The organism is Salmonirosea aquatica (genome assembly GCF_009296315.1).
In the GTDB taxonomy this organism is placed as follows: domain Bacteria; phylum Bacteroidota; class Bacteroidia; order Cytophagales; family Spirosomataceae; genus Salmonirosea; species Salmonirosea aquatica.
In genome coordinates, this window is record NZ_WHLY01000001.1 from 113,788 (window position 1) to 128,754 (window position 14,967).

Here is a 14,967-nt window from a genome sequence, read left to right on the forward strand (position 1 = left end):
CTCGATGAACGCCTGCTCCATCCTGAAAGCCCGTGGCTACGACAACGTGGTGAATATCGAGGGGTTACGATGCCATACAACAGGCGGTCGTTTCGTCTTCCAGAGTGAACGCCTGATTCAAATAAAAAAAACACACAAGCAGCTCCCCGGCTAATATAGGTATACTGTAAGAAGCTCACTATCCCTCATCCAAGCATCGCCATGAAAATTTCACTCGTGACATTCGTGATCGCGGGCCTTCCTGTCCCCCTGCTCGCTCAATCCATTCCCACGTCCTCAAACTTACCCATTGTCATTATAAAAACCAACGGGCAGACGATCGTAGACGAACCTAAGATCATGGCTGACATGGGGATTATCTACAACGGCCCCGGGAACAGGAATCAGCTGACCGATTCTTTGAACCACTATAATGGAAAAATCGGCATCGAGTTTCGCGGGAATACCTCGCAGAATTCACCCAAAAAGCCTTACGGCCTCGAAACCAGAAAAGCCGATGGTTCTAACCTGAATGTATCGTTGCTGGGAATGCCCGTCGAGAACGATTGGGTACTGTTTAATACCTACGACGATGAAACCTTCATGCGTGATGTACTCACCCACGCACTGGCCAGGAATGCCGGTCACTACTCTCCCCGGACGGTTTTTGTGGAGCTGTTTGTTTCCTCGAATGATTCCTTTGAGTATGAAGACTACAAGGGGATTTATGTGCTGATGGAAAAAATCAAGCAGGATAAGAACCGGGTGGATATTTCTGAGCTCGAATACAAGGACAGTACCGGCAATGCCCTGACGGGTGGGTACATCGTCAAGATAGACCACCACGCCGGCACACCCGGTCCCTACTGGAATTCTCAGTATCCCAACGAATGCGGAGATTTTCGAACTGATTTTGAACTTCACGAGCCCGCTGACGAGGACATACACCCCGCCCACCTGGTTTATATAAAGAATTACCTTTATCAGTTCGAGACTGCCCTGTCGGGACCGGCTTTTACAGACCCGGTGCAGGGGTACCGCGCGTATGCCGATGTGGGCAGTTTTATCGATTATTTTTTGCTTTCGGAATTGGTCCGATCGACGGATGCTTATAGCTTCAGTACCTACATGTACAAGAATCGCGACAGCAAGGGCGGTAAACTGGTCATGGGTCCCATGTGGGATTACAATGCCTCCATGGGAAACACGCCCTATAATTTCTGTGCTGCCAACGACACGACGGGCTGGCAGTACCAGAGCCAGCGGCTGTGCCGGGTAGACCGGAAGCAGCCTTTCTGGTGGAAGCGGCTCCTGGACGATCCCGCGTACGTGGCGCAGCTACAGGCACGATGGACCACCCTCCGGAACGGAGTGCTGAATCTTGGCACTATCATGGCGATGATCCAGCAGAATCGCGATCTTGTTTCCGAGGCGCAGCCGCGTGATTATGAGCGTTGGAACGTAGTGGGAGACCACGGGACTTTTGACGAGGAAATGGACTTTCTGAGAGACTGGCTTCGAAATCGGCTGGCATGGATGGATCGCAACGTACCACAGCTGGGAAATTATGTTCAGGTTTCCGCCTTAACCCCACCTCCCATCACCTGCGAAAGCCCGGTATCGCTCTCTGCCTACACGGGCAAACAACTGGCCTACGAATGGAAACTGAATGGGGACCCTGTCCCCGGTGGCGTCAATAGTACAATAGTGGCTTACAAACCGGGTACTTACAGCGTGGCTGTAACGTTGGCAGGCGATTGTTATACCGAAACACTGGCGATTGATCCCATCAGCCGGATAGTGAAGAGCGTGCAGAACGGCGACTGGAATCAGTCTTCCACCTGGTCGTGCCAGACTGTGCCCACCTCACTGGATGCGGTCGTTATTCAGCAGAACCACGCCGTCAATATTCCTCCGTCTGTTCAGGTTTCGGCTGCGAGTGTCAGTCTGGAGACGAATGCCCGCATCAATCAGCAGATCAATGCCAGCCTGCTTTTGGGGCATTAGTGTTCAGTTCAACCGATTGCACAGCCGTAGCGCGGCCTAGAAGCCAATCCTGTAGAAACTCCCTTCCCCACCTGTGCTTGTACCATGCTGAAAGTCCGCGACTACGACAAGGTGGTGAATTTCAAAGGCGGTTACGACGCCATTCGACAGTTCAGAGAATTGCCGCGCACAGTTCAAAAGTAACGTCTGTTTTCGACCCAAAACTCACTAACCAATTATGGACAAGTACCTATTGAATAAATCGGCTATGGTAACGGGAGCCGCTTCGGGAATTGGCAAAGCCACGGCGTTGCTGTACGGGCAGCTCGGGGCAAACGTAATGGTATCCGATATAAACGAAACGCAAGGCCAACAGGTGGTCGACGAATTGGTCGAAGCCGGGGCCTCCGCCATTTTTTTTAAGGCTGATGTGGGCGTCCCGGATCAGTGCCAGAAACTCGTGCAGGCTACCGTGAACGCCTTTGGCCAACTAGATATTGCCTTTAACAACGCCGGCATTGGGGGCGAACTGAACCAAACCGCAGACTATTCGGTGGAGGGCTGGCAGCACATTATCAATGTCAATCTGAATAGTGTGTTTTATTGCTTGAAATATGAACTGGAAGCCATGCTGAAGCAGGCCGGCACCGGGTCTATTGTCAACATGGCCTCCATTCTCGGACAGGTCGGTACGGCGCAGTCGCCGGGTTACGTAGCCGCCAAACACGGGGTCGTGGGTCTAACCCAGGCGGCAGCCATTGAAAATGCCGCACGCGGCATTCGGATAAATGCGATTGGCCCGGCATATATCAACACGCCCCTGCTGGGCGTATTGCCGGAGGAAGCCAGAGAAATGCTGACGGGCCTGCATCCCATCGGTCGGTTGGGCCGCTCCGAGGAAGTGGCCGAACTGGTGGTCTGGCTTTCGTCGGATAAAGCCTCGTTCGTAACCGGCTCGTATTATCCCATCGACGGGGGTACCTGGCGCAATGAAAATCGGCCCTACGTTCCACTTTCATCTTTCACCAGTTATGAAAAGCCAAACCAATCCCGAAGTCAATTTTCTCCAGTCGCATCATAACTATGGGGTCGACAAAGCTGAAACAGATAGAAATCTGGAAAGGGTAGTAATGAATGCGCTGCGAGAAAACGTACTTATCGATTGCAGCAAAATAATAGTACGCGTAACCGGGCGCACGGTTTTTCTGGAAGGAAAAGTGCGTTTTCGAGAGGAAAGAATGTTGGCTCAAGAATGCATCGCCAACTTATTTGGGATTAGATCAGTGGTTAACTATTTAACTTACCCCTGCGCCTTTTCTCGTTGACTAATGTTCTTGAATTCAAGTCTTATCGGCAAAAGTTCATTCCTCCTTTGCAAGCATACCAGCTTTTTTAAAAGAGCAGACAGCAATCGATTTTCTGCAATAAGAGGTACGCTAACGACTTTATCGGCCAAAATTCTTTTTATTGTTTATAAAACATCCTCATTAAAGGAGTTTCGGCCTGGGTGTTGGGCAAAAGTAAGATACCCACACCTGATTTTACGAAGTAAGATCAAATTGCTCGTCGCTATGAGAATCATATAAATTTTCTTGCTTGTAATGCTGGCTCTTTACGCTTTAAATACAAATGCTTGGGAGGCCAGCTGAAAAGCAGATACAGCATGCATGAACAGGAGAGGGCTCTTTGTAAATCGATAGAATAATCCACAACCAGAAACTACCGTCCTAGCTAAACATAGCAGTTGGATACAGGGCCAACGGGAATGTTCGGTGAATATGGGAATAGAGTTGTTGCACTGGATTAACTTTGCTAAATGAAGCTATCAACGACCGATTTAAAGACAGACCGGCAGTGGCGTTCGGCTACTGGTCTGGACAAGCGAAGATTCCACCTGCTACTTTCTTTTTTCGAGAAAGCCTATCAGGAAAAATTTGGCCAGACTCTCCAAGAAAGGCGGTCGGAATGTCCCGACCAGCCTCATTTGACTTGCTATGAGGACCTGCTGCCTTTCACCCTATTCTCCTTGAAATCAGCGGGGCGGCCCTTTAGATTTGAGCAGTAGTAAGATTTCAAGATTTGAACCATGTAAAAGCCATTGGGTGGGTTACCCAAAGGGCCGCAGAGGTTTCGCCCTATGCACAGATTCAGGCCCCATCTTAACAACTTCTTTTAGTTGGCCTTTGGTAAAAAACACCATTAGCATAGTTTGCTACCAAGTAAATAAGGCGGGTTTCCCTAGGGTGCCGCAGAGTTCCAGCTCTATGCGCGGATTCAGGCCCCGCCCTGTTAGTACTTGCCAAGGACTCAAATGGAAACTCGGGTTTATGACCCATTGGTAAGCGGGGCGCCCCGTGCGGTGGAAGGTAAGAAAGCATGGAGCCAACAAACGCCGCACCTGGCGTAAACTCCATCTGGCAGCGGATGAATCGACCAATGCGATCCATGCTGTTGAGTTGACGACTAATTCCATCAGTGATGCTGAGATGGTGAAACCTTTGATGGCGGCTATTGAGTGGCCTGTTGCTAAGCTAAATGGCGATGGTGCTTATGACCAGGTCAAGGTCTATGACGAGCTGGAGGCACGCTGTATTCAGCCCGTAATACCACCCCGATCCAATGCTGTGTTCTGGACAGACAGCCTGGGCAATACGCTGGTTCATCCTCGAAATGAATCACTTAAGCATATTGGCCAGGTAGGCTTGGCAGAGTGGAAACGGCAGATTGGCTACCATCGCCGTAGCAAAGCCGAGACGGCTATGTTTCGTTGGAAGGCGACTTTCGGTGAACGCTTGTCTGCTCGGTTGCTAACCAACCAACAGACCGAAGCCCAAATCAAAGCTGCCTGTTTGAACCAATTCGCCAGGTTGGGTATGTCAAAAGCTGTCAAACGGGAATCAATATACCCATGCAACAAAGCCCTTTTTCATGATAATTATTTTTTAAATGAAAGAATTTAATTTTCAATAAAAATTTAAATTACGATCAAAATGAATTCATTCTCATTAGTAAATAAAGCCGACCTCATCCCCGATTGGCTACAGAACCTTTCAAAGGATAAGGTCGGCTTTCTATTAACCTTATTGAATATCACCGTTAGAACGTGCGGACGATTCCGAGACCCACTGAAATGTATTTCAGATCGACGGCATTGGACACGCTCCCCACGCTGAGGTCGCGGGCGAGCGAACGGTAGCGCACACCCGGTTGCACCCGCCAGTGGTCGTCCAGGAGCATGGCCAAGCCTAGCTCGGCCTGCCAGCCGAAGCCGTGGCCTGAGTCGGCGACGAGGTTACCGTCGGTAGCCTCGACCTCAATGTGGTTCCACAAGCCGCCCGCCCGAATCAGGTAGTTAATTCGGGAGTCGCCGATTGGATGGATAAATTGTAGACCGTAGTTGTAGCCTGTCTCCTCGAAGTCAGTTTCGACACCCGCAAACGACTGGCTGGCGTTGAACCGGTTCCAGCTCCACCCAGTGTAAAGGCCCAGATGGGGCAGAAAACGATAGGAGATAATGGCCCCAGCCCCGAAGCCAGTCTTCAAGTCAGCATCAGCGAGTTTTTTGGTGGCGAAGTTGACGCCGGGACGGAACTCGATGCTCCATCGGTTCTGTGCCTGCGCCATGAGCGAAAAAGTCGTTAAGATGAAGGCTACCGTGCCAGTTTGTAAAAAGTATCTGGCTTTCCTCTGAAGAAATGAAGTTTTCATGGTTTATTCGTTTAGATGGACAATATGTATACCACTAAGAAACTCGATAAACCGCTTTGATTTAATGATCTAAGTTAAGATAAAGGCTGAAAACAATCAGCGATTCCAAAGAAAGTACTTGTCTTCAAGCGGCACAGAAATGTTCCCTTAGTTTAGTAGGATGCGCACAGTAAAGTCGGAAGCAGGCATTCGCAAAGCATTGGCCAGGTGGCCCACGGATACTATGGTGGTCGACGAGGATAAAGCGTTTCGAAAAGCCTGCGCCCCACCTGACTATGCAAGAGACTGACCCTATTCACCGCATCGCTTCTTCAGCTAACCAAGAAATCCGCACCAAAACATAGGTACTGGCCATACGGGTGTGGAGGCGAATACTTAGATTTAATCAAAATCAGGCCCGCCTGCTGGTTATTGCAGGCGGGCCTGATTTTACCCCGTATCGAGTTGGATAACCGCGGTTTTCCCTATTCCTTTTTCGTCTGATATTTCTAGCGATTCTGCGTAACATGATTGGAATCCGCAGTCAGCTTTCGGCCAATTTCGCTTCCAAATAACCTTGCTTTTACAACGGCGATCGTCACGTTTGCCTCTTCCATACGGTTTTCGTCATTGGGCCTCAACAACCAAAACTCTTCTGATCCCAGTAGGGTAGCGCCTTTCGCGCTTATCGATTCCTCCAGTATTCTTTGAGACCTCCCTGTGGTTCCGGAGCCCAGCGTAATGGCAACAATACGGCTGCCTTTCAGCATCGGATGTTGGGCGATGAACTTTCTTATGGATCGGTCCGGTGCCCAGTTATAGGTATTGGCACAAAAAACGAAACAGTCGTACTTGCCGGGATCTTTCTCTGCGGCTTTTACGGTGGCAATCACTACCTGATAGTCATATCGGGATAATCCTTCCGCAAAGCTCTTACAGACTTGTTCATCCAAATTATAAATCGGATCGGGATTGTACACGATGAGCGCCTTATGATTGGCCTCCGAACTGCCCACTAGAAGAACTTTCGCTTCTCCTGAGTACTCGACCCAAAAGGTCAACCCCAGCCAGGCGAGCAGAAGTACCGGAATGATCAAGAGGATGATTTTTGATGCTTTCATAACTCCTGGGGGAAACGTGGAAAGTAAGGCTGTTGGGTTAGTGTATTGTCTTTTCTAGCTGGGCGGTTTGGTGAAGTGGTATCCTTGTATCGTTTTCGGTTTTTATTTCCGGCTGGTGAAAGGCAGGTGAGGCGTATGTGATATCAGTAATTTCCCAATCGTATGCCTTAAAATCTCCGGTAGGTAATTCCCAGGTTACGTATCCCTGGACAGGAATTTTTACACCCTGCATGACCTGCCAGTTTTGACAGGTGACGACCCAGGGCGTGAGCTGACTGTCTTCACCTCCCCCCATATAACGATTGGCCGATACGGAAACGAGCCGATGGCGCTCGTCGAAACAGAATATGGCCGAGGCCGAAATGCCCCCGTACGTCATGGTTGCTTTGGCACAGTTGTCGTCCACTGCCTCCCAACGGATATAAGAACCAAGTGCCGCAGAAGGGACCCAGCAGATTTCCCCGAGGAACCGGAGCAGCGATCCCTGGTCAATTTTTGGTCCCCTGGCACTAACGAAGGGAAACATTGAAAAAGCTTTGACCAGCATGTGGCCTTTACCGTCGATATACTTGTCGCGTGCTACAACAGGCAGGAAAGAAAACATACGGAGGTTGGCTTTCCAGACAAAACCCGGTTCATCCACCCGGATGAATTGCTCCGCCTTGATTGGCACTCGGCGCCCTTCGGGGCTGAGCCGCATCTCACCTTCCTGCAGGAGTCGGGCGGTAGCGACCTCCCTACTGCCGACAACTCCCGACTCCGTAAGCCAAAGCTGTACCGGTATGGGCAGCCCCGTCAGCCGCCTTGCGTAAATGACCTGTTCCTGAGTTTCCGAAGAGGGAAGTATATTCTTAATTTCCGAATCGATCTGCCTGCCGAAACGTTCCTTTGCATAGGAAGAGGCCAATGCCAGGGCAATCAGAATATTGACCAAGGTCCCCGCTTTGGCATCAGGCCAATAAAAAAAGATAAGGGCCTGCGACAGAATCAGGGCGACGAGCGTGGTAGGCATCCACCAGGTATGCCGTCGGTAATAGCCTAAGGAAGCTAACATGAAAAGTACGTAGGCGACAAACCATGCGGCTCCCAGAGTTCTGGCCGTAGCTTCCGACACCGGAATAAGCGATTTCCCGTTTAGCAGACTGACCTCGGCCAGGTTCCATTGCCTGGCAAATCCAAAGAGGTGGATCAGCCCGTGTATGAGCATTAAAGTAGAGAAGAGAATACGTGCCATAATAAGTGAATGTTTACTGTTTGGGCTTTTTCTTTATTGCGCTGCCTTGTGGAACCCACCAGCGCCAAGCGTTAACGTGAAATAAAATCCATTGGTAGCATAGCGCGGGTGGTCTGTCACGGTCACTTCGCCGGAGGTCCGCCAGGCCGACGACATCGGACTTAGCTGGTACCCAGTGCGTATCCCCAGCAGCAGCCCTCCGTAGTTTTCTCCCGTTCCGAAAAGAAGCACTACCTAGTCGGCACCCAGGCCCACCTGGGCGTTGAAACCGGGTAGCATAACGGTGTATTCCTCACCGGCCTGTCCCTGAGACTGGCTTTGGGTCAGGCTTACCATGGCCACCCCTGCGCCAATGGACGGATAAATCCAGAAGCGCCGGTGCTCCAACAGAATCCGGCCATAATGCAGGTATCCGCCGCCACTGAATGGTTCGGCCCGGTAGCTGTGACTGTCAATTCCGTGATTGACCATCGCATATCCGCCCCCGCCGATGATGTTACGATTGATCCTGGCATAGCCTTCCCCGCCCAGGTACACGAAATTATTGCTGAGGGCGGGCTGCTGTGCAGGCGAAAAATGGTCAGCTACCTGGCTGAACCGATGAAGACTGGCGTGGCCAAGACGGAAGAACCCGGCGCCTCCATAAGTGGCGGACTCCTGAGCCATGGCAGTAGTACAGCCAACGGTCAGCAGTATGAATAGGGAGAGGAGTTTCATCGTGTCATTATTTTGAATTACTGATTAACACATAGAAGCTTTGGAAAACGCAAGCTTTCTCTGGCTGTCGTAATAGGTGAACTGGTTAAGCAAACCTCTGGCAATCTGTTGTAAGGTATCTTCGGTAAGAAAACCCTGGTGGGGCGTCAGGATCACCTTGGCGTGCCTGCGTAGGCGGTTCAGGAGTTCGTCGGCCACATCTTTATCCGAGAAATCGTAATGAAAATAGTCTTTCTCATTTTCGTATACGTCGGCCCCGTAGCCAGCCAGTAGTTTTTGGTCCAGCGCATCCAACACCGCAAGTGTGTCAACGAGTCGTCCCCTACCGGTATTGATCAGCACCGCGTCGGGCTTGACAGCGGCCAGAGTATCTTCGTTGATTATGTATTCCGTATTCTGATTGAGCGGGCAATGAAGCGAAATAATGTCCGACGTACGCAACAACTCATTAAAGGTCACATAACGCACTTCTGTGACGGGAATCCGTTGGTCGGGACGTACATCATAGGCTATTACCTTACAGCCGAATCCTCGCATGATGTTGGAGAATGCCTTGCCGATCCGCCCCAGGCCGATCACTCCTACGGTTCTGCCATGGAGGTCGAAACCTGACAGGCCATCGATAGTGAAATTTCCAGTCCTGACGCGTTGCTGCGCTTCGGGAAGGTGCCGTACCAATCCCAGCAGCATCGTCACTGCCTGCTCGGCCACGGAGTAGGGCGAATAGCCCGGAACATGCAGCAGTGTCATGCCCAGCATATTCATGGCTACCTGATCCACATTATCAAGGCCTATGCATCGCATGCCCACGATCGAAGTTCCCTGAGCCATGAGCCCCTCGAGTACCGGGCGGCTTAGGTCATCATTTGCGAAGCCACAAACGGCATCGTGGCCTTGGGCCAGAAAAACCGTACTAACTTCTAATCGTTCGGAAAAGAAGGTGGTTTCGTGGCGTCCGAGAAACACGGCAAACTGTTCTTTTTCGAATGCCTGTGTACTGAAAAAGGCGATTTTCATAGGGCGTTGGGGTTGGCTGTTATAGTGACAAAATTGGTTACGTTCGCTCAGTGGAGCTATGATAAGGGTCAATCGCCGGGTTGATTATAACCAGCTGACCGGCTTTCTGACCGCCCCTGTGTTTAGAAGGAATATCCTGCTCTGAAGTGAGTTATGGAACAGAGACTGGGGAGGATTTATTACGATCGTAACTACGCCACTTTCTGGAAGTACCCCATTCCCGGGTTTACCGGGGACGGGGATACACCTTACAATCCGGCTGGCTCACTTCACTTGCATGCTGGGTATTTGGGACAGTTCGCCCGTTTGGGCTGTGTTGGGTTAGCCCTCGATTGGTCCGAATAGCCTCATCCCAGTTGTAGAACACGTCCCACCAATTGGTCAGTGGCCGGCCGTCGAAAGAAATTGGGTTACCCTCTCCCGGAATAGCCTGCCACCAGTACATGAGCCATTTGGAATGGGCGTCATGGGTATAATCATTGATGACCCTCACCCCGTTTTGGTAAAAAGTATTTTTCAGGTCAAAGGGATAAACGGCATTTTTCCAGTTGGAGTTGTTGACCATGATGAAATCTCCCCCGTATGGCTGCCAGGTATGGATATCGCTTTCCTCGAACTTCGAGTTATCGTAGTCATAATCGATAGAGGTATTGGGTGGAAAATGCGTCATGCCAGCACGGTGGAGGGGCTTGTTGCCCATTCCGGGATTCAACCCTACAAATTTATTGTAAAACAATTCGGCGTTTGGAGCCGGTTGGTCAGTGCGCCTTTCCATATAACTGAGCTGTGCCTCAATCTGATGTCCGCGGTTATGCAAATTGGTGTCAAAGCCCCGGTGACCGCTGTTGCCATACACTACATACGTGTTTTTATAAATGGGCAAATCGTTGGGTAAGCGGTAGCTGTTGGAGATATCGCCCGTCAGCGGGCTCGACATATTGGATTCCGGCATGCCATAGTACGTATCGGGATCGTTGTAAGGACTATTGACCACCGATGGGTAAGCATCTTTATTAAAGATAGTGAACCAAACCTCCTTGACCCCGTGATTATTCACTAAATCCTCCATGCCCAGTTTGTCAAAGAGTGAATGATAGTCGATGGTTTTCTGCGTACTGGTCCAATGCCTTAATTCTAGCTCATAGACGTCGAAGTACCTTACTACCTCGATGCCGGCATACGGACTGATGCGCTCGTGGGACGTGAACTGGCGAAAACGCGTCCCTTCCTCAATTCCAAATTTTGTCAACCTCAATTCACCCATGATCCGCTGTTTTGCTTCGGCAAGGGTCGAGTGCCTGAGGATCCAATAGTCGTCCGGCGCACGACTCATGTCCAGTTTCGAGCCGTCCATGGTGGGTAAGAAATTGATTACAACCACCGGTATCACCACACTCGCTCCGGACGCGGGGGTTTTCAAAAACGCATCGAACTGGCTGACATCATCTATTTCTGAAACCCGGATGGAAACCAGTTCGCTTAAATTTCCGGAGGTAACCCTGACTGTCAGATTTCCGCGTTTGACAGCGAGGAAATTCATTTTATTTCGAATCGCAATCCCATCCCCGGCAACATAATTAACTACGAAGGAGTCAGCAGGAATCAGCAGTTCTTTGCCGGATTTATAAACCAATTTTACGGTTATAGGGTACTCGTGCGAAACAATAAGGTCCTGATCCAAGCCACCGATCTCCATCCGAACAGGTACGTCTTTAATAAAAGTTGCCTTGACGGTCTGCGGACTATTTACGGTAACCACCCGGGGGTTCATGGTCAGTATGGTATCCGAATCCCAATAGCCAAACAGCCAACCCTCGGATGCAACGGCCCTTAGCTCCACAACCGTGCCGCTTGGATAATCCGTAGTGGTTCTACCAGATTCAATAACTTTTTCCTGCACAAATCCCTCACCTTCCACACGCACGGCGAGGGGGTATTTTCTTTTCTCAAAAACCGCCACTAATTGTTTATCCCCCGTCATAGTGACCATAATCGGGTTATTCGAACCACTTGCCCCGCCCTGCCATTCCTTAAAAACATACTCGGGGCCAGCAATGGCCGTGATCTGTATCTGTTTACCTTCTTCAAATTGGCCCGCTGCCGGAGAAATCGTACCGCTACCTACCGGTGTCACTTCAACCCGAAGATTGTAGAGAGCAACTTCTTTTTCTTTACAGGAAAACAGACTAATAAGAAGCAGGAAAAGCAATAAAGGGTTTCTCATGATGTGAGGAGTCGATTTTGAGCCAAAAGCCGATTTATTTATCTCACAAGCACCTAACTAATATTGTCGAAGTGATCCGCCGGGACAGGGACAAAACTGGCTCTATTCCTTCAGCGGGGCTATGCCGAGAGTCATCCACCAGATTGATTTTAACCACCTTACCGCCTTTCTGACCACCTCTGTACATAGAATCCATACTTTGCCTTGAAATAAGCCATGGAACGGGGGAGAAAGAGAACGATTTGGTGGTAGCCATTCCTTGAAACACAATACCTGCCTAACACTTCCTCCGCCTGGCAACTGCACTAAACGGAGGAAGTGTTTGTATGGCTACCCGGCAAACCCAATAGCGTGCACGACCAGGTTTTCTTCGGCATCCCCGACGGCTTTCAATCCTCGTAAAAAAGCATCAGGATTGAACGACAGGCTACTGATGCCCTCTTTCACCAGGAACTCAGCGAAAGCAGGATCGTCGCTGGGACCCTGTCCGCATATTCCGACGGGAGCACCTGTCTTGTGGGCCGATAGCAGTAGCATCGAAATCATGGTCCGGACTGCCGGGTCATTTTCACTGAACAAACCCTGTACCGTTGAAGAGTCGCGGTCAACGCCCAGGGTCAGCTGGGTCAGGTCGTTCGAGCCGATCGAGAATCCATCGAATAGTCGGGCAAACTCCCGTGCCTGCACGATATTACTGGGAATTTCGGCCATAACATATACCTCAAGTCCGTTCCTGTGCCTTTGCAGGCCGCACTCAGCCATCCGGTCAAGTACCCTTTTACCTTCCTCTACAGTCCTGCAGAAGGGGACCATCAGTTTGAGGTTTGTCAGCCCCAGATCGTCGCGTACCCGGCGCATCGCCTCACACTCAAGCCGAAAACCTTCGGCGTACCGATCATCATAGTAACGGCTGGCGCCACGCCAGCCCAGCATCGGGTTTTCCTCCACGGGTTCGAAGGAGCGCCCGCCCAGCAAATTGGCGTATTCATTGGTTTTGAAATCGCTAAACCGGATAAGGACAGGTCGGGGATAGAAAGCGGCCGCCACCATAGCTACCGACTGGGTGAGCCGGTCCACGAAATAGGCGCTTTTGTCGGCGTAGGCTTCGGTTAACCTCCAGATCGCCCGCACGTCTTCCTGGTCGGGTAATTCATGGTAGTTGACCAACGCCATGGGATGTATACCTATGTCGTTAGTCACACAGAATTCCATACGGAATAGTCCTACACCCTGACTGGGTAACTGGCTGAGCCGTAGTGCCTGGTCCGGATCAGCCAGAATCAGCATGCACGGTGTCTGTGGTTTGGGAAGCGTCTCTACTTCTGTTTTTTGTTCTGTCCAGCGCAATGCGCCGGCATAAACTGCCCCCTGCTGCGCATCTACACAACTTACCGTGATTTGGTCACCATCATGGATCACATCGGTGGCTACGCTGGTACCTACTACTGCCAGCGCGCCGACCTCCCGGGCCACAATGGCTGCGTGACTGGTACGCCCGCCCCGGTTGGTGACAATGGCAGATACTTTTTTCAGAATCGGATCCCAGTCTGGCGAAGTGATATCGGTTATCAGAATATCGCCTGCTCCAAGGTCGGCGGGGGCGTCCCTGGGCGAGAGTACCACCCGGGCCGTTCCCGATACGATGCGGTGCCCGATGCCATACCCCCAGCACAGGACTGGCCCGGATCGGATCCCAGTCTGGCGAAGTGATATCGGTTATCAGAATATCGCCTGCTCCAAGGTCGGCGGGGGCGTCCCTGGGCGAGAGTACCACCCGGGCCGTTCCCGATACGATGCGGTGCCCGATGCCATACCCCCAGCACAGGACTGGCCCGGAATCGTCCAGGCGGTAGTCGATAACGGTAGTCAGGGCGGTATCGAGCAAAGCCGTCACCGGACGTGCCTGCACAATGTATAGGCCATTATCCAGCCCATCCTTGGCCCATTCGATATCCATTGCCCTGCCATAGTGTTCCTCCACGATCGATGCCCAGGCAGCCAGTCGGTTGACCTCATCGTCATTCAGGGTTAGCTGGGTCCGTCGCTCAGGGGGCGTGGGTACATTGACGGTATTGCGGTGACCGGGTAGCTCGGAATAAACCATCGTCTCCGACTTTTCACCTACCTTCCGGCTCAGTACGGCATTCCGCTTTCCAATGGAGGGCTTGAATACATAGTATTCGTCCGGGTTCACGTTACCCAGCACTATGTTCTCACCCAATCCCCAACCACCTGTCACCAGCATGACATTGGTGTGGCCTGAGTCCGGATCGATGGTGAAGCATACGCCGGAGCAGGCCAGGTCGGAGCGGATCATGCGCTGTACCCCCACCGAAAGAGCCACTTTCATGTGATCAAAGCCATGATCGTTGCGGTACTTGATGGCCCGGTCGGTATAAAGCGACGCATAGCAGTCGAGGCAGGCCTGTAAGAGTTCAACTTCTGACCGGATATTAAGAAAGGACTCGTGCTGCCCCGCGAAGCTGGCCGATACCAGATCCTCAGCCGTGGCGCTACTCCTGACGGCAACCTGTATAGTTCCGGCGCTTTTATCACCGAGAATTCGGTAGGCCTGCCGGATGTCGTTGGCAATACCGGATGGTATTTCTGCCTTACTGATCAAAGCACGGATGCGCTCACCTACGGCACCCAGATTGGTATAGTAGATCGTATCCAGCTCAACCAGCACAGCACGGATAGGTTTTTCGAGCTGGTTTTCCGCAATAAAATCATTAAAGGCAGCCGTGGTAATGGCAAATCCATCCGGCACCTGCACGCCCTTTCCGCCCAGGCGCGAGAACATCTCACCGAGTGAGGCATTTTTACCTCCCACCAGGTGAATCATCGTGTTGTCGATTTCTTTAAAAGGCAATACAACCGGTTTCATAGGGGGCTCTGTTTGGTGAATGAACCAAAAATACAGCCGCATTTTTATGAGGAAAATGAGCGCGCTCAAGTCCTGCCATGAGTATGGTTAGCCTGGTGATATTTTGCAGGGTTTT

Annotated in this window: 13 protein-coding genes and 1 pseudogene; 5 read left to right on the plus strand and 9 right to left on the minus strand. The window is 51.2% G+C overall.

What is annotated here, in order from left to right; all coding sequences use genetic code 11:
• Positions 1–201 precede the first annotated feature (201 nt).
• From GBK04_RS00480 to GBK04_RS00500, 5 genes are all read left to right on the plus strand, one after another.
• Positions 202–1,986 carry a CotH kinase family protein gene (locus GBK04_RS00480; protein WP_152755900.1) on the plus strand — a complete coding sequence of 595 codons (1,785 nt, stop codon included), beginning with the start codon at positions 202–204 and terminating at the stop codon, positions 1,984–1,986.
• Positions 1,987–2,203: 217 nt separating this feature from the next.
• Positions 2,204–3,046: an SDR family NAD(P)-dependent oxidoreductase gene (locus GBK04_RS00485; RefSeq protein WP_152755902.1), complete on the plus strand. Its 843-nt coding sequence runs from the start codon at positions 2,204–2,206 to the stop codon at positions 3,044–3,046.
• Positions 2,997–3,290, plus strand: coding sequence for a BON domain-containing protein (locus GBK04_RS00490; protein ID WP_373330567.1), 294 nt, complete (start codon positions 2,997–2,999; stop codon positions 3,288–3,290). Before GBK04_RS00485 ends, GBK04_RS00490 begins: the two co-directional genes overlap by 50 nt.
• Positions 3,291–3,781: 491 nt before the next feature.
• Entirely contained in the window at positions 3,782–4,030 is a 249-nt protein-coding gene (locus GBK04_RS00495; RefSeq protein ID WP_152755906.1) for a hypothetical protein, read from the plus strand.
• Positions 4,031–4,319: 289 nt separating this feature from the next.
• Positions 4,320–4,925: an IS5 family transposase gene (locus GBK04_RS00500; RefSeq protein WP_373330568.1), complete on the plus strand. Its 606-nt coding sequence runs from the start codon at positions 4,320–4,322 to the stop codon at positions 4,923–4,925.
• A 136-nt stretch (positions 4,926–5,061) separates the two neighbouring features.
• On the opposite strand, the gene GBK04_RS00505 is transcribed toward GBK04_RS00500, so the two are convergent.
• The 9 genes and pseudogenes from GBK04_RS00505 to GBK04_RS30125 form a co-directional block, all read right to left on the minus strand.
• Entirely contained in the window at positions 5,062–5,673 is a 612-nt protein-coding gene (locus GBK04_RS00505) for an outer membrane beta-barrel protein (RefSeq protein WP_152755908.1), read from the minus strand.
• A 488-nt stretch (positions 5,674–6,161) separates the two neighbouring features.
• Positions 6,162–6,773 carry a flavodoxin family protein gene (locus tag GBK04_RS00510; RefSeq protein WP_152755910.1) on the minus strand — a complete coding sequence of 204 codons (612 nt, stop codon included), beginning with the start codon at positions 6,771–6,773 and terminating at the stop codon, positions 6,162–6,164.
• A 37-nt stretch (positions 6,774–6,810) separates the two neighbouring features.
• Positions 6,811–8,007, minus strand: a complete 1,197-nt coding sequence (locus tag GBK04_RS00515; protein ID WP_152755913.1) for a DUF6544 family protein — start codon at positions 8,005–8,007, stop codon at positions 6,811–6,813.
• A gap of 33 nt (positions 8,008–8,040) precedes the next feature.
• Positions 8,041–8,238, minus strand: a complete 198-nt coding sequence (locus GBK04_RS00520; RefSeq protein ID WP_152755915.1) for a hypothetical protein — start codon at positions 8,236–8,238, stop codon at positions 8,041–8,043.
• A 3-nt stretch (positions 8,239–8,241) separates the two neighbouring features.
• Positions 8,242–8,724: a hypothetical protein gene (locus tag GBK04_RS00525; protein ID WP_152755917.1), complete on the minus strand. Its 483-nt coding sequence runs from the start codon at positions 8,722–8,724 to the stop codon at positions 8,242–8,244.
• 24 nt (positions 8,725–8,748) lie between these two features.
• Positions 8,749–9,741, minus strand: a complete 993-nt coding sequence (locus GBK04_RS00530) for a 2-hydroxyacid dehydrogenase (RefSeq protein ID WP_152755919.1) — start codon at positions 9,739–9,741, stop codon at positions 8,749–8,751.
• Between the two features lie 226 nt (positions 9,742–9,967).
• Positions 9,968–11,965 carry an InlB B-repeat-containing protein gene (locus tag GBK04_RS00535; protein ID WP_152755921.1) on the minus strand — a complete coding sequence of 666 codons (1,998 nt, stop codon included), beginning with the start codon at positions 11,963–11,965 and terminating at the stop codon, positions 9,968–9,970.
• Positions 11,966–12,295: 330 nt separating this feature from the next.
• A complete protein-coding gene (ppsA, locus tag GBK04_RS00540; protein ID WP_373330589.1) occupies positions 12,296–13,678 on the minus strand; it encodes a phosphoenolpyruvate synthase in 1,383 nt (460 codons plus the stop codon).
• 229 nt (positions 13,679–13,907) lie between these two features.
• A pseudogene (locus tag GBK04_RS30125) lies at positions 13,908–14,894 on the minus strand (PEP/pyruvate-binding domain-containing protein); the annotation flags it as partial.
• Positions 14,895–14,967 lie beyond the last annotated feature (73 nt).